Annotated in this window: 18 protein-coding genes; 14 read left to right on the top strand and 4 right to left on the bottom strand. The window is 37.1% G+C overall.

What is annotated here, in order from left to right:
• Positions 1-89 precede the first annotated feature (89 nt).
• The 11 genes from panC to ACR9EA_RS01265 all read left to right on the top strand — a co-directional run bounded on the left by panC (position 90) and on the right by ACR9EA_RS01265 (position 12,874).
• Entirely contained in the window at positions 90-938 is an 849-nt protein-coding gene (panC, locus tag ACR9EA_RS01215; protein ID WP_435136341.1) for a pantoate--beta-alanine ligase, read from the top strand.
• Between the two features lie 13 nt (positions 939-951).
• Positions 952-1,302 carry an aspartate 1-decarboxylase gene (panD, locus tag ACR9EA_RS01220; RefSeq protein ID WP_435136344.1) on the top strand — a complete coding sequence of 117 codons (351 nt, stop codon included), beginning with the start codon at positions 952-954 and terminating at the stop codon, positions 1,300-1,302.
• A 7-nt stretch (positions 1,303-1,309) separates the two neighbouring features.
• On the top strand, positions 1,310-2,269 hold the full coding sequence (locus ACR9EA_RS01225) for a lysylphosphatidylglycerol synthase transmembrane domain-containing protein (protein WP_435136347.1): 960 nt from the start codon (positions 1,310-1,312) through the stop codon (positions 2,267-2,269).
• Positions 2,270-2,361: 92 nt separating this feature from the next.
• Positions 2,362-3,510 carry an alpha/beta hydrolase-fold protein gene (locus ACR9EA_RS01230; protein ID WP_435136350.1) on the top strand — a complete coding sequence of 383 codons (1,149 nt, stop codon included), beginning with the start codon at positions 2,362-2,364 and terminating at the stop codon, positions 3,508-3,510.
• A complete protein-coding gene (gene radA / locus ACR9EA_RS01235; protein ID WP_435136353.1) occupies positions 3,510-4,874 on the top strand; it encodes a DNA repair protein RadA in 1,365 nt (454 codons plus the stop codon). Before ACR9EA_RS01230 ends, radA begins: the two co-directional genes overlap by 1 nt.
• A 78-nt stretch (positions 4,875-4,952) precedes the next feature.
• A complete protein-coding gene (locus tag ACR9EA_RS01240; protein ID WP_435136356.1) occupies positions 4,953-7,055 on the top strand; it encodes a M13 family metallopeptidase in 2,103 nt (700 codons plus the stop codon).
• Positions 7,056-7,149: 94 nt separating this feature from the next.
• A complete protein-coding gene (locus tag ACR9EA_RS01245) occupies positions 7,150-7,644 on the top strand; it encodes a hypothetical protein (protein ID WP_435136359.1) in 495 nt (164 codons plus the stop codon).
• A gap of 106 nt (positions 7,645-7,750) precedes the next feature.
• The gene (ileS, locus tag ACR9EA_RS01250) at positions 7,751-11,155 is read left to right on the top strand and encodes an isoleucine--tRNA ligase (RefSeq protein ID WP_435136362.1); all 3,405 of its coding nucleotides are present in this window, start codon (positions 7,751-7,753) and stop codon (positions 11,153-11,155) included.
• Between the two features lie 4 nt (positions 11,156-11,159).
• The gene (locus ACR9EA_RS01255) at positions 11,160-11,540 is read left to right on the top strand and encodes a TraR/DksA family transcriptional regulator (protein WP_435049941.1); all 381 of its coding nucleotides are present in this window, start codon (positions 11,160-11,162) and stop codon (positions 11,538-11,540) included.
• 126 nt (positions 11,541-11,666) lie between these two features.
• Positions 11,667-12,224, top strand: a complete 558-nt coding sequence (locus ACR9EA_RS01260; protein ID WP_435136365.1) for a hypothetical protein — start codon at positions 11,667-11,669, stop codon at positions 12,222-12,224.
• Positions 12,225-12,253: 29 nt separating this feature from the next.
• Positions 12,254-12,874: a lipoprotein signal peptidase gene (locus tag ACR9EA_RS01265; RefSeq protein ID WP_435136368.1), complete on the top strand. Its 621-nt coding sequence runs from the start codon at positions 12,254-12,256 to the stop codon at positions 12,872-12,874.
• Positions 12,875-12,891: 17 nt separating this feature from the next.
• Here ACR9EA_RS01265 and ACR9EA_RS01270 read toward each other — a convergent pair whose 3' ends face one another.
• The 4 genes from ACR9EA_RS01270 to ACR9EA_RS01285 are packed head-to-tail and all read right to left on the bottom strand — an operon-like array spanning position 12,892 to position 15,746.
• Positions 12,892-13,467, bottom strand: a complete 576-nt coding sequence (locus ACR9EA_RS01270; protein ID WP_435136371.1) for a 5-formyltetrahydrofolate cyclo-ligase — start codon at positions 13,465-13,467, stop codon at positions 12,892-12,894.
• 3 nt (positions 13,468-13,470) lie between these two features.
• Complete coding sequence (locus tag ACR9EA_RS01275; protein WP_435136373.1) at positions 13,471-14,445, bottom strand: succinylglutamate desuccinylase/aspartoacylase family protein; 975 nt, start codon at positions 14,443-14,445, stop codon at positions 13,471-13,473.
• Positions 14,446-15,324: a 30S ribosomal protein S6--L-glutamate ligase gene (gene rimK, locus ACR9EA_RS01280; protein ID WP_435136376.1), complete on the bottom strand. Its 879-nt coding sequence runs from the start codon at positions 15,322-15,324 to the stop codon at positions 14,446-14,448.
• Positions 15,321-15,746: an ATP-dependent zinc protease family protein gene (locus tag ACR9EA_RS01285; RefSeq protein WP_435136379.1), complete on the bottom strand. Its 426-nt coding sequence runs from the start codon at positions 15,744-15,746 to the stop codon at positions 15,321-15,323. Before ACR9EA_RS01285 ends, rimK begins: the two co-directional genes overlap by 4 nt.
• A 110-nt stretch (positions 15,747-15,856) precedes the next feature.
• Between ACR9EA_RS01285 and uvrC the strand changes: the two genes are divergently transcribed.
• The 3 genes from uvrC to ACR9EA_RS01300 all read left to right on the top strand — a co-directional run bounded on the left by uvrC (position 15,857) and on the right by ACR9EA_RS01300 (position 21,217).
• A complete protein-coding gene (gene uvrC, locus ACR9EA_RS01290; protein WP_435136382.1) occupies positions 15,857-17,644 on the top strand; it encodes an excinuclease ABC subunit UvrC in 1,788 nt (595 codons plus the stop codon).
• 7 nt (positions 17,645-17,651) lie between these two features.
• Positions 17,652-19,877: a patatin-like phospholipase family protein gene (locus ACR9EA_RS01295; protein WP_435136385.1), complete on the top strand. Its 2,226-nt coding sequence runs from the start codon at positions 17,652-17,654 to the stop codon at positions 19,875-19,877.
• A gap of 185 nt (positions 19,878-20,062) precedes the next feature.
• Positions 20,063-21,217, top strand: coding sequence for a homogentisate 1,2-dioxygenase (locus ACR9EA_RS01300; RefSeq protein ID WP_435136388.1), 1,155 nt, complete (start codon positions 20,063-20,065; stop codon positions 21,215-21,217).
• The last annotated feature ends 14 nt before the right edge of the window (positions 21,218-21,231 follow it).

The raw sequence follows: 21,231 nt of genomic DNA on the forward strand, positions 1-21,231 counted from the left end.
ATTCAAAATAAAAAACACGCAAAATTACAAAAATTTATGCAGATTGCCAGTAAAATATTAAGTTTGCACGCGTTAATTTTTTATTAAGAGTGAAGACAATTACACAAAAATCGGAACTAAAATCGATAATTGAAGATTTAAAATCGCAAAACAAAACTGTTGGTTTAGTGCCTACAATGGGAGCTTTGCATGACGGACATTTGTCGTTGGTAAGTAGGGCGTTGCAAGAGAACGATGTAGTTGTTGTTAGTATTTTTGTGAACCCAACGCAGTTTAATAATCCTGAAGATTTAGAGAAATACCCAAGAACCTTAAACATTGATTTGGAGTTGTTAGCGACGGTGTCCGATACCATTTTGGTGTATACGCCAAGTGCAGAAGATGTGTACGACAACAACGTGGTTTCTGAGCATTTTGATTTCGACGGATTAGAGCATCAAATGGAGGGTAAATTCAGGCCAGGACATTTTGACGGGGTGGGCACGATCGTTAAGCGTTTGTTTGAAATTGTAACTCCAGATCGAGCCTATTTTGGTGAAAAAGATTTTCAGCAGTTGGCAATCATCCGGTCGTTGGTTAAAAACCATAACATTCCTGTAGCTATTGTAGGTTGCGAAATTTTAAGAGAACCATCTGGTCTGGCAATGAGTTCAAGAAATGTAAGGTTAAAGCCAGAATATGCAGAAGCAGCACCTTTTATTTACGAAACTTTAAAGACTGCCAAATCGCAGTTTGGCACAAAAAGTGCTATAGAGATAACGCAATGGGTTGAAAATGAGTTTGAAGCACATCCGTTATTAAAGTTGGAATATTTTACAATAGCAGATGCCGATACTCTAGAAACCGCCCGTAACATAAACACGCAAACCACATATCGAGCGTTTATTGCTGTATTCGCAGACGATATAAGATTAATAGACAATATAGCACTAAATTAATTATCTTTGCCACATGCAAGTTCAAGTAGTAAAATCTAAGATTCACAGAGTTAAATGTACTGGAGCAGACCTTAATTACATTGGTAGTATTACTATCGATGAAGATTTAATGGATGCTGCAAATATTATACAGGGCGAAAAGGTTCAAATTGTAAATAACGACAATGGAGAACGCTTAGAAACCTATGTTATTCCTGGTCCGCGAAACAGCGGAGAAATCACACTTAACGGTGCGGCAGCCAGACGTGTTGCTGTAGGCGATACCCTTATTTTGATTACCTATGCTTTTATGGATTTTGAAGAAGCAAAAACTTTTAAACCGTCTTTGGTATTTCCAGACGAAGCTACCAATAAGTTGATATAGCAAAATATTGAAACCTAAAGTATTTAAAATATTAAAACTTACACTCCCAATTTTATTGGGAGTTTTTTTAATCTGGTATTCGCTGTCTAAAGTATCTGTAAGCGAATTGCTTGAGTATTTTAAAAATGCCAATTATTGGTGGATTCTTTTAGGCGGAATTTTAGGGTTACTCAGTCATTTGTCCAGGGCTTACCGTTGGTTGTTCATGCTCGAGCCTTTAGGATATAAGGTTAAGTATGGTAATAGTGTTATGGCGGTTTTTGCGGCGTATTTAATAAATTATACCATACCTAGGGCTGGCGAAGTCGCTAGGGTTTCTATTTTATCTTCGTACGAGCATGTGCCTTTCGAAAAAGGTTTTGGCACGGTAGTCGCCGAGCGTATAGCCGATTTAATTGTTATGTTGGGCATTATACTTTTAACCTTGTGTTTTCAGTTCGATTTTATAATTCATTTTTTTTTCGAAAAATTTAATGTAACCAAACTCATCGTCATGGGATTTGGTGTCATCTTAATAGGAGTTGCTTTTATCCTTTACATCCGTAAAAGTCAATCTATAATTGCTACTAAAATTAAAAGTTTTATTTACGGTTTGCTTGAAGGTGGGTTGAGTATCTTTAAAATGAAAAAAAAATGGGCCTTTATAGCGCATACGCTTTTTATATGGCTAATGTATGTGCTTATGTTTTATGTAACAACCTTTGCAGTGCAAGGTCTCCATCCTGTTACTCTAGGAGCCGTATTAATTGGTTTTATATCGGGAAGTTTTAGTATTGCAGCTACAAATGGTGGTATTGGTTCGTATCCTGTTGCGGTATATGCTGCATTTTCACTGTTTAATATGGCCGAAGGGCCTAGTATTGCTTTTGGGTGGATTATGTGGACATCGCAAACTTTAATGATTATTCTTTGTGGCGGTTTATCGCTGCTGTGGTTGCCCATATACAATAGGAAAACGAGTGAATAATCTTGTTTTTGTGAATTGAAGCCATTCAAAAAAGTTTGTTTCAATTCAAAATTATTTTTTTATACCTTGCATAGCACTAACCAAATTTTACTATGAAAAGAATATTTGCTATAATCGTATTAGTTTTTACGTTTCAATCGAGCTCTGCCCAAGCCATTTACGAAACTATTAAGTCCGAAAAATTAGGCGCCACGCGAAAGCTGAAAATTCAATTGCCTAGAGGGTATTCTAGTAACGAAGACAAACATTATCCTTTGGTTATTGTTTTTGATGGAGATTATATGTTCGAACCCGTAGCCGGTAGTATAGATTACTATTCGTATTGGGAAGATGTTCCAGATGTAATTGTAGTTGGAATAAATCAGGTTGAAAACAGGTATTACGACACCATGTTTTCAGAGCAAAATTCATTACCTATAGATTCTAGTGCCAAGTTTTTTGAATTTATAGGCATGGAGCTTATTCCGTTTATAGAAGGTAAGTACCGTACAGAAGATTTTAGATTAGCTATAGGTCATGGTGCTACAGCCAATTTTATTAATTATTACCTGCTTAAAGATAAGCCTTTGTTTAAAGGGTATATTGTAATAAGTCCAGAATTAGCGCCAAACATGACCAAATACATGCCAGAGCGTCTGTCTAAAATAGATAGTAAAGTATTCTATTATTTGGCTACAGCTACAGACGATCTTAAATCGGTTAAAAAGGGAACAGAGTTGTTAAACACGTTGTTAGATAAAATAGATAACGACAACTTGCGATACGATTACGATATGTTTGAAGGCTTAACACATTATTCGGTTGCGGCACAAGCTATCCCTAAAGCCTTATCTAGTATTTTTTATGTGTACCAACCAATTACATCTATAGAGTACGAGCGCGATATTTTAACATCAGACGATGAGCCTATTGAGTATTTGAAAACAAAATACGAATCGATTAAAGAGTTGTATGGTGTAGATAAAGTGATTTTGGTTAACGATTTTAAAGCCATAGCGGCAGCCATAGAAAAGAAAGAAGCCTATAAAGATTATCAAGAGTTGGGTAAATTGGCTAGAGATGCCTATCCAGAGGCTTTATTGGGGCAATATTATTTGGCGAGATATTACGAAGAGACAGGTCAGCCTAAAAAAGCAATGAAAACCTATCAGTCTTCTTATATTTTCGATGAAATTGGCGGTCTTACGAAAGACGATATGATAGAGCGTGCCAACCGTCTTAAAGCAGATTTCGGGTATTAATGGCAAAAGTAAAAACAACGTTTTACTGTCAGAGTTGTGGTGCGCAATATGCCAAATGGCAAGGGCAATGTAATGCGTGTAAAGCGTGGAATACTATAGTCGAAGAAGTTATTCAAACACCTGAAAAAAGCGATTGGAAACCATCGACCTCAAACACCGAAAAACGCAGAACATCCAAGCCGTTGTTAATTAACGAAATCGATGCGTCTCACGAAGCCCGTTTAAATACTTTCGATCAAGAATTAAATCGCGTGTTAGGTGGTGGTATAGTACCGGGTTCCCTAACATTACTGGGGGGCGAACCAGGCATAGGCAAGAGTACTTTGTTGTTGCAGGTCGCATTAAAATTACCTTATAAAACGCTTTATGTTTCTGGTGAAGAAAGCCAGAAACAAATAAAAATGCGGGCAGAGCGTATCAATCCTAATAATAGTAGTTGCTACATCTTAACCGAAACCAAAACTCAAAATATCTTTAAGCAAATCGAAGCCTTAGTGCCCGATGTGGTAATTGTAGACTCTATACAAACTTTGCATAGCGATTATGTAGAATCTTCTTCGGGGAGTATTTCACAAATAAAAGAGTGTACTACAGAGCTTATTAAATTTGCAAAAGAAACCTCTACGCCTGTTATTTTAATAGGGCATATTACTAAAGATGGCCATATTGCGGGGCCTAAAATTTTAGAGCATATGGTAGATACGGTGCTTCAATTTGAAGGCGATAGAAACCATGTGTTTAGAATTTTAAGAGCTAATAAAAACCGTTTTGGTTCTACCAACGAACTGGGGATTTACGAAATGCAGGGTTCAGGATTAAGAGAAGTTTCTAATCCGTCTGAGTTGTTAATCTCTAAGAAAGATGAAGAGCTAAGCGGTAATGCAGTTTCTGCAACTTTAGAAGGCATGCGCCCTTTAATGATAGAGGTTCAGGCTTTAGTAAGTACGGCGGTTTACGGTACGCCACAACGAAGCGCAACAGGATTTAATGCAAAACGATTAAACATGCTGTTGGCTGTTTTAGAGAAGCGCGCTGGGTTTCGTTTGGGGGCTAAAGATGTATTTTTAAACATTACTGGCGGTATAACGGTAGACGATCCTGCAATAGATTTGGCTGTAGTAGCAGCCATACTGTCTTCTAACGAAGACGAGCCGCTTCAAAAAGATTATTGCTTTGCTGCCGAGGTTGGGTTGTCTGGAGAAATCCGCCCTGTGCAACGTGTAGAACAACGCATTCAAGAAGCCGAGAAATTAGGGTTTTCAACCATTTTCGTTTCCAAGTACAGTAAAATCAGTTTTAAGCCTCAAAGCATAAGCATTCAATTACTTTCTAAAATAGAAGATTTAGCAGGGTTTATAGTTTAAGCTGTTGCTAGATATATTTTTTCGGTTAAAAAGGTTAGGTTTGTAACTATCAGATTACAACAATTCAAAATAACATTTATGAAAACAAACATTTTAAAGCTATCGGTGCTTAGTGCCGTGGCTTTTGCTAGCTTGTCGGCATGTAAAGACGATGCTAAAAAAGATGTCGCCGAGCTTACGCAAGAGCAAGCTGTGCCAGGAATCAATTTAGATTACATGGATGATTCGGTAAAACCGAGTGAAGATTTTTTTAAACATGTTAATGGAAACTGGCTTAAAAACAACACCATTCCGGACGATAGATCGCGATGGGGAAGCTTTGATGAATTACGACAAAAGACCGATGAAGATGCTCTAGGTATACTTAAAGCAGCAATGTCTAACGATAAAGATTTTGCTAAAATAGAAGTGCTTCCGGGTTCAGATCAAGAAAAGGCGGTGTTCTTATACGAAACCATTATGGATACCGTAGCTAGAAACAAAGCCGGCATTCAGCCTATATTGCCAACCTTACAAAATATAGAATCGATAGCTAATATTGCCGATCTGCAAGCTTATTTAACCCAAATGGAACCTAAAGGCGGTGCTGGATTTTTTGGTTTTCGAGTTGGTGCAGATGCAAAAGATAGCAATAAAAATGTAGGTAAATTAGGAACAGGCCGCTTAGGACTTCCTGATAGAGATTATTATGTGAAAGATGATGCGGACTCTAAAGATAAGCGACAAGCGTATGTAGATTATATTACCAAAATGCTTCAATTCTTAGGCGATAGCGAAGCAGAAGCAAAAGCTGAAGCCGAACAAATTTTAGCTTTCGAAACGAGTTTAGCAGCGCCTAAATTAGATAAAGTCGATTTAAGAGACGCGAGAAAAACTTACAATCCTACTGCTGTTTCAGACTTGCAACAAATGGTGCCAGCCATAAACTGGGAGTCTTATTTTACAGGTATAGGAGCTAAAGGTTTAGATACTGTAATTGTAAGTCAGCCAAAATATATGAAAGCCTTACAGTCTATTTTAGAGCAGAATAATGTAGCGGACTGGAAAGTGTATTTGCGATGGACAGCTTTTAACGGCGCTGCAGGAATGCTTAGTGATGAATTGGAAGAAGCAAAGTGGGAGTTTTATAGCAAAACTCTTCGTGGAGCAAAAAAACAGCGTCCAAGAGACGAACGTGCTTTACAAACTATTAATGGTACTGTAGGCGAAGCCCTTGGTAAATTGTATGTGGATGAGAAATTTCCGCCAGAAGCCAAAGCCAAAGCCGAAGAAATGATTAAAAATGTTATAAAAGCTTTCGAGTACAGAATATCGGAATTGCCTTGGATGAGCGAAGATACCAAGCAAAAGGCGATAGAAAAACTTCAAGCGACACAAATTAAAATAGCCTACCCAGACCAATGGAAAGACTATTCAGATTTAAATATAAAAAGTGTAGAAGCTGGAGGTACTTATTTACAAAATATAGAAAGTGCTCGCGTTTGGAATTTTAAAGATGATATTGATAAATTAGGAAAGCCAGTCGATAAAAGCGAATGGTATATGGCGCCGCAGGTCGTGAACGCTTATTTTAATCCGTCTTTTAACGAAATTGTATTTCCTGCTGCGATTTTACAGCCGCCATTTTATAATTACAAAGCAGACGATGCTGTAAATTATGGTGGAATAGGTGCGGTAATCGGACATGAAATTTCTCATAGTTTCGACGATTCTGGTGCACGTTACGACAAGGATGGAAACTTAAATAACTGGTGGACAGACGAGGATTTAGAGCAATTTACAAAATTAGGTAAAGCCTTGGCAGATCAGTACAGTAGTTTAGAAGTGTTACCAGAAGTGTATATTAATGGCGAATTTACTTTAGGCGAAAACATTGGTGATTTAGGTGGGGTAAATGCCGCTTACGATGCGCTTCAAATGAGTCTGAAAGCTCATGGTAATCCAGGTTTAATAGATGGTTTTACACCAGAACAACGCTTCTTTATGTCTTGGGCAACAGTTTGGAGAACCTTGTATAGAGACGATGCTCTAAAGAATCAAATAAAAACAGATCCGCATTCTCCAGGAATGAATCGCGCCATACAACCGCTTTTAAATGTTGATGCGTTTTACGATGCATTCAGTATTAAAGCAGGAGATAGTATGTATATTGCTCCAGAAGAACGTGTGAAGATTTGGTAATTCTTCCGAATTAAAAATTTTAAAACCCTCAACATATTGTTGGGGGTTTTATGTTTATCTTTGTAATGTTCAAAGTGTTAATAATTAGTGTGTTATGAGATATTTTTCTGGTTTGGTAAGGATGGATTTTAAAAATATATTGTTTTACGCACTATTTGTTGCTGCGACTGCTTGTGGAACGCATGCAAGTAAAAGTGAAGACGAACTTGTACAGACACTAAATACATATATGGTAAAGGTTAACGAAAACCATACGCTAGGAGAGACTGTGGTAGAAGGCGCATTAACTGATAACAAGGGGCAAAACGACATAGGTTCTTTTACCTATTATGTAAACTACAATAAAGACACTAAAGACTTGTGCCATATTAAAAATATAGAAAAGACTAATCAAACTCGCGAAGAGCATTATTATTACAAAAACAATACTTTAGTTACTGTGTTGGTAAATGCTTCGGCAAGTAGCGACAAAAAAATCTACATAAATAAGGGTCGAATTATTTCATCCTTAAATATTGCCCCAGAAGAGCAAGATTTGCTTTTGGCTAAGGGGGAACGTTTTCTTAAAGAATACAAACAAACGCATTAAAAAGGTATGATAAATCGGCTGTTTGTAACGGTTATTTTTCAGACTTAACGGCTTCAATTTTAACTAAAATTCCGTAATTTCGCGTACTTATAAGAAAACAGAACAAATGAGTACGAGATTTCCTGAATATAAAGGGCTTAACCTGCCAAAAATTGCTGAAGAAATTCTAGGTTTTTGGGAGTCAGAACATATATTTGAAAAAAGTGTATCCACCAGAGAAGGGCACGAACCTTATGTTTTTTTCGAAGGGCCACCATCTGCTAACGGATTGCCTGGAGTTCACCACGTGTTAGCACGTTCTATAAAAGATATTTTTCCGAGGTATAAAACCATGAAAGGCTTTCAAGTAAAACGTAAAGCTGGTTGGGATACCCACGGATTGCCTATAGAGTTGGGCGTAGAAAAAGAATTAGGAATTACTAAAGAAGATATTGGAAAAAGTATTTCGGTAGAAGATTACAACGCCGCTTGCCGAAAAGCCGTGATGCGCTACACTGATATTTGGAACGACCTGACTCAAAAAATGGGCTATTGGGTAAATATGGACGACCCGTACATTACCTACGAACCAAAATACATGGAGAGTGTTTGGTGGTTGCTTAAACAGATTTACGATAAAAGTTTATTGTATAAAGGCTATACTATTCAGCCGTATTCGCCAAAAGCAGGAACGGGTTTAAGTTCGCACGAGCTTAATCAGCCAGGTTGTTACCAAGATGTTACCGATACGACTATCGTAGCACAATTTAAGGCTAAAGAGGAATCTTTGCCAGACTTTTTACAGGACGAAGGCGATATCTATTTCTTAGCTTGGACGACCACACCGTGGACCTTGCCAAGTAATACCGCTTTAACAGTTGGGCCTAAAATTGATTATGTTTTAGTAGAAACTTATAATCAATACACATTCGAACCTATGAATGTGATTTTAGGAAAGCCTTTGTTAGCTAAGCAATTTGCAGGAAAATATTTCGAAGTTGATTCGAAACCACCATTATTAGACTATAAACACGGCGATAAAAAAATTCCGTTTTACGTTGTAAAAGAATTTAAAGGAAGCGATTTGGTAGGCATCACTTACGAGCAATTATTGCCATACGCACAACCAAACGACAATCCGGAAAATGCCTTTAGAGTTATTGCCGGTGATTTCGTAACTACCGAAGACGGTACCGGTATTGTACATACCGCGCCAACTTTTGGTGCAGACGATGCCTTGGTAGCAAAACAAGCGACGCCAGAAGTGCCACCAATGTTGGTGAAAGACGAAAATGGTAATTTGGTACCACTGGTAGATCTTCAAGGGAAATTCCGTCCGGAAATGGGCGAATTGGCTGGTAAATACGTTAAAAACGAATACTATGCCGATGGTGAAGCACCAGAACGTTCGGTAGATGTGGAGATTGCCATCAAATTAAAAGAAGAAAACAGAGCTTTTAAAGTAGAAAAATACAAGCATAACTATCCGCATTGTTGGCGTACCGATAAACCAATTCTATACTACCCGTTAGATTCTTGGTTTATAAAAGTTACCGATATAAAAGAACGTATGTTCCAGCTTAACGAAACCATTAATTGGAAACCAAAAGCAACAGGAACAGGTCGTTTTGGAAACTGGTTGGCAAACGCGAACGATTGGAATTTATCGCGTTCACGCTATTGGGGAATTCCGTTGCCAATTTGGAGAACCGAAGACGGTAAAGAGGCATTATGTATTGGTTCGGTTGCAGAATTGAAAGCCGAAATGGCCAAAGCTGTTGAGGCTGGTGTTCTTGAACAGGATATCTTTGCCGATTTTGAAGTAGGTAACAATGCTGAAGACAATTACGCTAAAATCGATTTACATAAAAATATCGTCGATCAAATTACCTTAGTATCTCCTTCAGGAAAACCTATGAAACGCGAAAGCGATTTGATAGATGTTTGGTTCGATTCTGGTTCTATGCCGTATGCACAATGGCATTATCCGTTTGAAAACAAGGAACTGATAGATGAACACAAATCATTTCCAGCCGATTTTATTGCAGAAGGTGTCGATCAAACCCGAGGTTGGTTCTATACGCTTCATGCTATAGCCACTATGGTTTTCGATTCGGTTGCTTATAAAAACGTCGTGTCTAACGGACTGGTTTTAGATAAAAACGGACAAAAAATGTCGAAGCGTTTAGGGAATGCTGTCGATCCGTTTGAAACGCTTAAAAATCACGGTGCCGATGCTACCCGTTGGTATATGATAAGTAATGCCAATCCGTGGGATAACTTAAAATTCGATTTAGAGGGTGTAGAGGAAGTAAAACGTAAATTCTTCGGAACACTTTATAATACCTATTCATTCTTCGCTTTATATACTAATTTAGATGGTTTTAAATACGAAGAAGCCGATATCGCTTTAGAGGATCGTCCAGAGTTGGATCGTTGGATTTTATCAGAATTACACACCTTAATTCAACGTGTAGACGAATATTACGCCGAGTACGAGCCAACTAAAGCCGCACGAGCTATTTCAGACTTTACGCAAGATTATTTAAGTAACTGGTATGTGCGTTTAAGCAGAAGACGGTTCTGGAAGGGCGAATACGAGCAAGATAAAATTTCGGCCTACCAAACACTATATACCTGTATGTTAACCATAGCAAAACTTGGCGCGCCAATAGCACCATTTTTCATGGATAAACTTTACCGAGACTTAACACAGGTAACACATACAGAACAGGCAGAAAGTGTACATTTGGCTGAGTTTCCAATTTACAATTCGGCTTTTGTAGATAAGGCTTTGGAGCGTAAAATGGAAAATGCACAAACCATTTCGTCTTTAGTTTTATCGTTAAGAGCTAAAGAAAAAATTAAAGTGCGTCAGCCATTGCAAAAAATTATGATTCCTGTAGACTCAGCGCAGCAAAAGGAAGAAATTTTAGCAGTAGCCAATTTAATTAAACACGAAGTAAATATAAAAGACATCGAACTTTTAGAAGATGCTTCAGATATTTTGGTAAAAAACATTAAACCAAATTTTAAAGTTTTAGGGCCGCGTTTTGGTAAAGATATGAAGTTGATAGCTAGTGAAATAGCTAAGTTCGAAGCTGGTGATATCAAAAAAATTGAGCAAAATGGAGCCTTAGATGTTGAAATTAATGGAAAAAGTGTTACATTAGGACTAGAAGATGTCGAAATTATATCGCAAGATATAGAAGGGTGGCAGGTCGCAAACGAAGGTAATTTAACCGTAGCCTTAGACATTACCATTACCGACAATTTAAGAAAAGAAGGTATTGCTAGAGAACTAATTAATAGAATACAAAATTTACGAAAAGACTCTGGTTTTGAAGTGACAGACAAAATTAATGTGAAGCTACAAAAACAGAACGATGTTGTAAATGCTGTAAACACGAATTTAGAATATATTAAGGCAGAGACCCTAACCGCCGAACTTGAAATTATGGACCTAATAAACAATGGAATCGAGGTTGTTTTCGACGATATCGAAACCAGATTGTTTATTGAAAAACACTAACATTATGAGCGTAGATGTAAACGTAAGGTATTCCGATAAGGATTTGGCCGAATTTAAAGAGTTAATTCAAGACAAAATTGTTAAAGCTAAACACGATTTAGATTTAATTAAAAGTGCTTATATGAACGATCTTAATAATGGAACAGACGATACGTCGCCAACATTTAAAGCGTTCGAAGAAGGCAGCGAAACCATGAGCAAAGAAGCTAATTCGCAGTTGGCTATTCGTCAGGAAAAATTTATTCGCGATCTTAAAAATGCACTTATTAGAATTGAAAACAAAACCTACGGTATTTGCCGCGTAACAGGTAAATTAATAAGTAAAGAACGCCTTAAATTAGTGCCTCACGCTACGCTAAGTATAGAAGCTAAGAATATGCAGTAAGCACTGCTTTTTAACGTTATAAATAAACGCCATGCACCTGTTGTAATGGCGTTTTTTGCTTTTATGAGAACAATTTTTGTAGGTATATTTTTAATCTTTGGGCAACTTCTTTTTGCACAAAAACGCGTGGATAAAATACTTGATAATCAAGATGTTTCTACTGTCTATATTAATGGTGCCAATTGTTATAAAATTCATGTAATTGCGCAACCATTACACGATATGAATATTAAAACACATATCGCGGGCGAGCATAATGAAGATATGATGATTGCCACTAAGGTTAAGCATGATACGTTGTTTGTAGGTGCTAGATTTCAACCGTTATTTGTAGCGGATAACGATAAATTGAGTGCCCATAAGGTAATGTCTATAGAGATGGAAGTTTTTTTGCCAGAACATTTAGCTGTTTATGTTGTTAGCGATATTGCACAGGTACAGGCTCAAGGGCTTTTTAAAGATGTGATTATAGAACTAAGAGATGGAAGTTGTGTGTTGTCTAAATTTACAGGTAATGCTAAAGTTAATACTGTAAACGGAGATATAACTGTACAAACTAACTATGCTAAAATTGAAGCGGAAACAAAATCTGGAGAACGATTTTTAGAGCCTTTAACACTTGGGGTGAATGAGCTGATTTTAAAGTCTATTAGAGGAGACATAAAAGTGTCTAAAACAGAATAATATTGCTATTTTTGCTCAAAATCTAAAACATGTCCTTACAAAAAGCCAGTTTACTTATTTTAGTTGTGTTATTGATAGACCAGATAAGTAAAATATATATTAAAACGCATTTTGTTTTAGGTGAAGATATTGTAGTTTTCGATTGGTTCAGAATTTATTTTATCGAAAATGAAGGTATGGCCTGGGGGACAAAAATCAGCGATTTTACCAGCTTAATTACAGATAGAACAGCTAAAGTTATTTTAACTGTTTTTAGAATTTTTGCCATTTTCGGCATTGGGTATTGGTTGCATTATACCATAAAAAACAAAGGACATTTTACTTTAATTTTGGCTATAGCCCTAATTTTTGCTGGTGCTTTAGGCAATATTTTAGATTCGGTATTTTATGGTGTGATATTTAACGATAGTCATGGCCAGATTGCTAGTTTTTTACCTGCTGAAGGAGGTTACGACGGGTTCTTGCACGGTAAGGTTGTAGACATGTTGTATTTCCCGATTTGGAAAGGTTATTTACCAGAATGGTTACCTATTTGGGGCGGCAAGTATTTTACCTTTTTCGAGCCCGTTTTTAATGTTGCAGATGTTGCTATTAGTACAGGGTTTGTGTTGTTGCTGCTATTTAATCAAAAAGCTTTTCCTAAATCTTAATCGGTCAATTTAAAGTGTTATTCTTGCGGGAACGTGTAAATATTCTTAGACGTAACACAATAGTTCAAAGGAATATCGCTGTCGTAAACGTCGCTAAACACTGTATCTTCTGCTTCAAAAAACGAAAGGCCAATTTTAATGGTATTAGATTTGCATTTCGATAAAAACCTATCGTAAAAGCCTTTTCCATACCCAATCCTGTTACCCTTTAAATCGAAGGCTAATAGTGGTATAAAAACAACATCAATACTAGTATCTGGAATGGGAATGCCATCTGTAGGCTCTGGAATGTTATAGCGATTTTTTTTAATGGTAGTGGCATCTGTAAGTAATACATGGTGCATGAGACCTGTATTGAAATCGCTTTTAGAAATAACGATATTTTTGTCTTTGCCAGATAAAATATTTAAAATGTATTCGGTTTGTATTTCCTTTTGTTCTTCAATAGTTAGGAAGATATGGTAAAAGGATTTATCCCAAATAGGAAGCTCTAAAAGTTTGTTCGAGATGTCTAGGCTAAGGGCATCGCAGGCTTCCTCAGAAAGACTTTGTCGTTTCGATTTGTATAGGGCTCTTAATTCAGCTTTGCTCATGGTTTAGCGTTTCAGTTTTCGGGTAATGTGAAATAGCGCATCGCCTTGATATACGATAGGCGATTCGTTCACATTAATAATGTATCCGCTGTGTTCGGCTCTAACAAAATCGTTAAACTTACCGTAAGGATCTGTAATGTTTCCTAAAACATCACCCTTTTTTACTTTGGTAGACATAAGGTCTAATGCAGGTCTAAACATGCCAGAATAGTTAGCGCGCTGCCAGCGACTTTCGCTGATAAAAACACATGCCTTTTTTGGAGGTGAAGCTTTAAATTTAGCATTCAGCATATTTAAATACGCCAAAACACGTTTGGCACCATTGACTCCGGTGTTGGTAACATTGCTATCTAAATGAAATGATTTTCCGCCTTCGAACAAGAGCATAGGGATACCGAGTTTAGAACAGGTATATCGAAATGATTTATTTAGATTTTTAGAGTACATAACAAAGGGAGCGCCAAAGGCTTTTGCTAATTCTTCCAGCTCTAGATTATCCTTAACAATGCGTATTTGCGGGGCATTAAATCTGCCAGCACCACCCGTGTGGAAATCGACCACGTAATCTACATATGGTATAACCTCATGAATGAGTTTGTAAGCCACTCGACTTGCTAAAGACCCATTTTCGTTACCTGGAAACACACGATTTAAATCGCGGCCATCGGGGAATTCTCGGGTAAGGTTTATAAATCCAAAAATATTAATTACAGGTATGCAAATTATAGTGCCGCGTTTGGGTTTGTTAATGCCTTTGGCTATAATTTGTCTTACAATTTCTACGCCGTTAACTTCGTCGCCATGTATGCCAGCAGTAAATAAAACGGTCGGGCCAGGACGTCTGGAGCGCTCTATAAAAATAGGCACATCTACGCTGGACGAGGTATGTAAATTGGCGACATCAAAACTAATTTCTACGCTTTCGCCTAAGCGAATGGGTTTGCCTAGAATGTATAAGATGTCTTTTTGTGTAGCCATTTATTTTTTAGCGTTTCGTTCTATAAAGGTGATGATGCTTTTGGCAATATTTTTTCCAGTGGCACCTTCTATACCTTCTAATCCAGGAGTAGAGTTTACCTCTAAAAGTAGCGGGCCTCTTGCAGATTGTAGCATGTCTACACCGCAAACAGGGAGTTTTAAAGCTTTGGCTGCATTAATGGCTAATCGTAGTTCGGCTTCGCTTAATTTTATAATGTTGGCAGAGCCGCCACGGTGTAAATTCGATCTGAATTCGCCATCTTTTCCTTGGCGTTTCATAGCGCCGACTACTTGTCCGTCTACTATTAAAGCTCTAAGGTCTGCACCATTGGCTTCTTTTATAAATTCTTGAACAATTACTCGAGCCTGTAAACCGTTGAAAGCTTCTAAAACCGACTCTGCTGCATTTTTAGTTTCGGCCAAAACAACACCCAAACCTTGTGTTCCTTCTAATAATTTTATTATTACGGGAGTGCCGCCTACATGGTTTATAACTTCTTCTACATCTCTAGAGTAATTGGTGAATACCGTTTTAGGCATGCCAATACCAGCTTTGCTAAGACGTTGTAGCGATCGGAGTTTATCTCTGGAGCGTTGTATGGCATCAGATGTTACTATGGTAAATACGTTCATCATCTCAAACTGTCTTACCACTGCGCAGCCGTAAAAGGTTACCGAGGCGCCGATGCGTGGAATTATGGCATCTACATAATCTAAATATCTATTTTTATAGAATATGGTAGGTTTTTCTTTTTCTATAATAATGTCGCATTTTAGCGGATCGATAACTTCAATTTTATGACCACGCTTTTCGCCCTCTACAACTAGGCGGTCTGTAGAGTATAGCTCTGCATTTCTAGATAAAATTACAATATTCATAGGGGTTTTAAATTATGAGATAAGTTTTGAAGATCCACATCAACTAAAAATTTTCGTTTTAAGAACTGTCTGCCTATTAAAACAGGAAATCGCATGTCGTCCCGGGTGCTTAAAGTTAAATTAATCTTGTAGGTTTTACCAAAAATTATCACTTCGGATTTTATTTTGTATCGATTTTCTTTAATGCCATTACTGCTTTTTACATTGGTAAAGGTGTATTCTTCAAAAATAACATCCTTACTGCTAAAGTTAGGATGCCCTTTGCTATAAAACGTGCAGCGTAGCGTATTGTTTTCTTCTATAATTTTAGAGCAATGTATGGCAGAGGTATAGGCGCCTGTATCCATTTTAACATCGATATTAAAAAGATTCAATTTTGGAAAATCAAATTTGTCTACACGGCCCAATGTACGTTTATCCATATGCAGTTATAAAAGCGCGAAAGTATTTAAAGTTATTTCAAATGTACATAAATTAATGCTAAAGTTTTGAACAGGAATAGGATTTGATTTTGTTGTAGTATCTTTGAGCTATGGACGAATCGGAACTTAAAATTCAGCTGCAAACACTACCTACAGGGCCAGGTGTTTACCAGTATTTTGATGCTAAAGGCACTATTATTTATGTGGGGAAAGCTAAGAATTTAAAAAAGCGTGTTACGTCTTATTTTACCAAACACCACGATAGCGGAAAAACCCGTGTGCTCGTAAAAAAAATAGCGAGTATAAAGCATGTGGTGGTAGAAACCGAGACCGATGCCTTATTGTTAGAAAACAATCTGATTAAAAAGCACCAACCCAGATATAATGTGTTGTTAAAAGACGATAAGTCTTACCCGTGGATTTGTATTAAAAAAGAGCGCTTTCCTAGAGTATTTACAACGCGTCGCGTAATAAAAGACGGATCAGAATATTTTGGCCCTTACACCAGTATGAAAACAGTACATACGCTACTGGATTTAATTAAAGGGGTTTATGCTTTGCGTACCTGCAATTACGATTTGTCTGAGAGTAAAATAGATTCTGGAAAATACAAGGTGTGTTTAGAATATCACTTAGGTAATTGTAAAGGGCCTTGCGAAGGTTTGGAGCGTGAAGACGAATACCAAGAGAAAATTGGCGCCATTCGCGAAATTTTAAAAGGAAATTTTAAAGATTCGTTGTCGCAATTTAAACAGCAAATGAAGCTTTTGGCAGAAAACTTACATTTTGAAGAAGCACAAAAAGTAAAGGAAAAAATAGAGATTTTAGAAAACTATCAGGCAAAATCTACAATTATAAACCCTAAAATTAGTAATGTAGATGTGTTTTCTATCGTGAGCGACGACAGTTATGGCTATATTAATTTCCTTCAAATTTCGTATGGTTCTATTATTAGGTCGCATACTTTAGAAATCAAGAAAAAATTAGACGAGACCGATAAGGAGCTTCTAGAGTTGGCTATTACCGAAATCAGGCAGCGTTTTTATTCAAATTCTAAAGAAATTTTTGTACCTTTTAAAGTGAATGTGGGTGCTAATATTCGGGTGACTGTGCCGCAATTGGGCGATAAAAAGCGAATTTTAGAATTGTCGTTACGCAACGCAAAATATTACCGAATGGAGCGGTTTAAACAAATTAAAATTACCGATCCAGATAGGCATGCCAATCGTATTATGGCACAAATGAAAACAGACTTGCGTTTGCATGAAGAACCAAGACATATAGAATGTTTCGATAACTCGAATATACAAGGAACCAACCCGGTAGCGGCTTGTGTGGTATTTAAAGACGGAAAGCCTAGTAAAAAAGATTACCGTCATTTTAATATAAAAACAGTCGAGGGGCCAGATGATTTTGCATCGATGGAAGAGGTTGTTTACAGGCGTTACAAACGCTTGATAGATGAAAATCAATCATTACCACAATTAATTATTATTGATGGTGGAAAGGGGCAATTATCTTCGGCTTTAAAAAGTCTGGATGTTTTAGGTATTCGCGGCCAAGTGGCGATTATCGGAATTGCGAAACGTTTAGAAGAATTATTTTACCCAAACGATCCAATTCCCTTATATTTAGATAAAAAAAGCGAAACTTTAAAAATAATCCAACAACTCCGAAATGAAGCGCACAGATTTGGTATAGAGCATCATAGAAACAGACGTAGCAAAAACGCACTCAATACCGAACTGGAGTCTATTCCTGGAATAGGAGAAAAAACAATAGTAGAATTACTGAGTCATTTTAAATCGGTTAAACGCATTTCGAAAGCATCGTTAAAAGATCTCGAAGCTGTAGTTGGATTATCGCGAGCAACAAAAATTTATAAACACTATCATTGAAAATAATATGAGAGCGCTGTTGGTTATTTTAACATTGTTCGTAAGCCTGTCTGTATGGGCCCAAGATGGCAATGGCAACGACCAAAAAGTCGGGCTGGTGTTAAGTGGTGGTGGCGCAAAGGGATTGGCGCATATTGGTGTTTTAAAGGTTTTAGATAGTTTGGGTGTGCGTGTAGACTATGTGGCAGGAACTAGTATGGGGGCAATTGTTGGCTCGTTATATGCTTCTGGATATTCGGGCAAAGCAATAGATTCTATTTTTAAAACCGTAGATTTCGATAATATCATTTCCGATAATTTACCAAGAGCGTCAAAAACATTTTACGAGCGCGAAAATTCCGAACGATATGCTTTAACATTACCGTTCGATGGATATAAAGTACGTTTACCAACGGCCTTGTCTAGAGGGCAAAATACATTCAATTTGTTATCGGAACTCACCCTGCATGTTAATAATGTATCAGATTTTAAAGATCTACCCATTCCGTTTTTTTGTATGGTTACCGATATGGCGACTGGTCAGGGTGTAGCTTTAGAAAGCGGAAATTTGGCGCAAGCCATTATGGCTAGTGGAGCATTACCAACCCTGTTTCAGCCGGTTCACATTGGTAACCATGTGTATATTGATGGAGGTGTGGTTAATAATTATCCGCTAGACGAAATGAGAGCTAAGGGGGTAGATGTTATAATTGGTGTAGATGTGCAAGACGATTTGGCTAAACCTAAAGACTTAAAATCGGCCACAGAAATTCTGTATCAAATTCATAATTACAGCGGCATAGAAGCCATGAAAAAGAAGGTGGAGGATACCGATATTTATATTAAACCAGATATAGAGGATTTTAATGTAATCTCTTTCGATCAAGGTGCTAAAATTATCGAAAATGGTGTGAGAGCTTCACAAAGTAAGTTAACCGATTTACAGCTTATAGCGAAAAACCAGAGTACAAAACGCAAACCTTTTCCGCCTATAAAGCACATAGATAGTTTAGATATAAAAGGCATAAAAATTTATGGAAACGACCAATATACCAGAGCTTATATTTTAGGGAAACTTAAACTGAAAAGCGACTCTAGAGTCAGTTATAGCGATTTTTCTAGCGGTGTGAATAACTTAATTGCCACCAATAACTTTGATAGTTTTGTGTACGAACTAAAGCCCAGAGAAACCAACGATGGTTACGATTTAATTACTCATGTTATTGAAACTAAAAAGCGAACAGCTTTAAAGTTTGCGGTGCATTACGACGGACTTTACAAAAGTGCAGCTTTAATAAACGTTACGCGAAAGCGATTATTGGTTAATAACGATGTAGCTTCGTTAGATGTTATTTTGGGCGATAATTTAAGATATAACTTCGAGTATTATATTGATAAAGGATTTTATTGGAGTATCGGAGTGAAATCTAGGTTTAATCAATTTAATAGAAATGTAAATGCTAGCATGATTCTGCGAGACGATGCTAATGTAGGTGTAAATAAAATTGATGCAGAATTAAAAGATTTTACCAATCAACTCTATGTGCAAACTCAATTTTTAAAAGATTTGGCATTGGGTATGGGCGGCGAATTAAAATACTTAAATATTTCTTCGGAAACCTTAAGCGATGATAGAAATGGTTCGCGTCGAACATTCGAAGATTCTAATTATTTAAGCTTGTTTGGAAAGTTAAATTACGATTCGTACGATAATAAGTATTTCCCTAAAGAAGGCTTTTACTTTAATGGCGATTTTCATTGGTATGTTTACGCTTCAACGTTTAATTACGATTTTACTCAATTTTCTATCGCTAAGGCCGATATTGGTTATGCTTTTAAAATTAGTAACCGGTTCTCTGGTTTGTTTCTTAACGAAGGCGGGTTTAGGATAGGCGAGAACGAAAGTCCTTATTTAGATTTTGCTTTTGGTGGTTTTGGCGGTAACTTAATTAATAATATTAAGTCGTTTTACGGTTACGATTGGTTGAGTTTTTCGGGCGATAGCTTTGTAAAGTGTACTTTAAAGATAGATTACGAATTTGCTAAAAAGCATCATTTTTATGCTGCTGCCAATTTTGCCAATGCCGACGAAGATATTTTTGGTACAGGCGAATGGATTACTTCGCCAGATTATTCGGGGTATGCCCTTGGTTATGGCTGGGATACCTTTCTTGGTCCAATAGATTTAACCTATTCTTACTCCCCCGAAACCAAAGAAAGTGTTTGGTTTTTTAATGTCGGATTTTGGTTTTAATATTTTTTATGCTTTTTCTAACACAAATAGTTTATATAAGCTTAAAAATATTACGATATTTGTAATATTATGAAATTATTTTGGCACGACTTATTATCCTTTTTAAAATACCTAATTAAAAGGAATCCAGAATGACGTATAGTAATTAATCCCCAAAACAATGTTTAATTACTAAATACAATACTATGCCATTTTATCATAAATTAGGAAAAATTCCTCCTAAGCGTCACACGCAATTTAAAAAGCCTGATGGTACACTTTATTCCGAACAGTTGTTTGGCACCATAGGTTTCGACGGTATGTCTACAAACTCGTACCACGAACAGCGGCCAACACAAGTAAAGCACATAAAACGCCAATACAGTGTGGCGCCTAAAATTGCTAAAGCCAATAATATACAATCGTATCGATTTAGAGGATTTCAAGTGCCGCAGGAAGACGATTTTTTGGAGAGCCGAAAAATTGTGTTAACCAATACCGATTGCCATATTGTGCTTGCTGCACCAAAGCAAAGCACTGCAAACTATTTTTATAAAAATACCGATTCCGACGAACTTATTTTTATACATCGTGGAACTGGTAAATTAAGAACCCATCTTGGAAATCTCGATTTTAAATATGGCGATTATTTATTAATTCCAAGAGGAATTATTTACAAAATAGATTTCGATACCGAAGATAATAGGTTGTTTATAGTAGAGTCGCACCGACCAATTTATACGCCAAAACGCTATCGAAATTGGTTTGGGCAATTGTTAGAACACGCACCGTTTTGCGAGCGAGACATTCGTAGGCCGGAAGAATTGGAAACGTACAACGAGACTGGCGATTTTTTAATAAAGGTGAAAAAGCAAGGCGATATTTTCGATATGGTGTACGCTTCGCATCCGTTCGATGTTGTTGGTTACGATGGTTATAACTATCCGTACGCTTTTTCAATTCACGATTTCGAACCTATTACTGGCCGTATTCATCAACCGCCACCAGTGCATCAAACCTTCGAGACCGATGCTTTTGTGGTGTGTAGTTTTGTGCCAAGATTGTACGATTATCACCCACAGAGTATTCCTGCGCCATACAATCACAGTAATATAGATAGCGATGAGGTGCTGTATTATGTAGATGGCGATTTTATGAGTCGTAACGATATTGCTGCAGGACATATTTCGTTGCATCCGGCAGGGATTCCGCATGGTCCACATCCTGGTGCGGTAGAACGCAGCATAGGTCAGGTTAAAACCGATGAGTTGGCTGTAATGGTCGATACGTTTAAGCCTTTGCAAGTTACCGAAGAAGCTATGAAAATTGCAGACGAAGATTATTATAAATCTTGGTTGTAATAGTTTAGTTAGTA

It is taken from the genome of Formosa sp. A9, from assembly GCF_051200825.1.
In the GTDB taxonomy this organism is placed as follows: Bacteria; Bacteroidota; Bacteroidia; order Flavobacteriales; family Flavobacteriaceae; genus Formosa.

Bases quoted from the DNA above. Each gene is read 5' to 3' on its own strand.
- panD (WP_435136344.1), top strand. From the start codon at position 952: ATGCAAGTTCAAGTAGTAAAATCTAAGATTCACAGAGTTAAATGTACT.
- ACR9EA_RS01230 (WP_435136350.1), top strand. From the start codon at position 2,362: ATGAAAAGAATATTTGCTATAATCGTATTAGTTTTTACGTTTCAATCG.
- radA (WP_435136353.1), top strand. From the start codon at position 3,510: ATGGCAAAAGTAAAAACAACGTTTTACTGTCAGAGTTGTGGTGCGCAA.
- ACR9EA_RS01240 (WP_435136356.1), top strand. From the start codon at position 4,953: ATGAAAACAAACATTTTAAAGCTATCGGTGCTTAGTGCCGTGGCTTTT.
- ACR9EA_RS01245 (WP_435136359.1), top strand. From the start codon at position 7,150: ATGAGATATTTTTCTGGTTTGGTAAGGATGGATTTTAAAAATATATTG.
- ileS (WP_435136362.1), top strand. From the start codon at position 7,751: ATGAGTACGAGATTTCCTGAATATAAAGGGCTTAACCTGCCAAAAATT.
- ACR9EA_RS01255 (WP_435049941.1), top strand. From the start codon at position 11,160: ATGAGCGTAGATGTAAACGTAAGGTATTCCGATAAGGATTTGGCCGAA.
- ACR9EA_RS01265 (WP_435136368.1), top strand. From the start codon at position 12,254: ATGTCCTTACAAAAAGCCAGTTTACTTATTTTAGTTGTGTTATTGATA.
- ACR9EA_RS01270 (WP_435136371.1), bottom strand. From the start codon at position 13,467: ATGAGCAAAGCTGAATTAAGAGCCCTATACAAATCGAAACGACAAAGT.
- ACR9EA_RS01275 (WP_435136373.1), bottom strand. From the start codon at position 14,445: ATGGCTACACAAAAAGACATCTTATACATTCTAGGCAAACCCATTCGC.
- rimK (WP_435136376.1), bottom strand. From the start codon at position 15,324: ATGAATATTGTAATTTTATCTAGAAATGCAGAGCTATACTCTACAGAC.
- ACR9EA_RS01285 (WP_435136379.1), bottom strand. From the start codon at position 15,746: ATGGATAAACGTACATTGGGCCGTGTAGACAAATTTGATTTTCCAAAA.
- uvrC (WP_435136382.1), top strand. From the start codon at position 15,857: ATGGACGAATCGGAACTTAAAATTCAGCTGCAAACACTACCTACAGGG.
- ACR9EA_RS01295 (WP_435136385.1), top strand. From the start codon at position 17,652: ATGAGAGCGCTGTTGGTTATTTTAACATTGTTCGTAAGCCTGTCTGTA.
- ACR9EA_RS01300 (WP_435136388.1), top strand. From the start codon at position 20,063: ATGCCATTTTATCATAAATTAGGAAAAATTCCTCCTAAGCGTCACACG.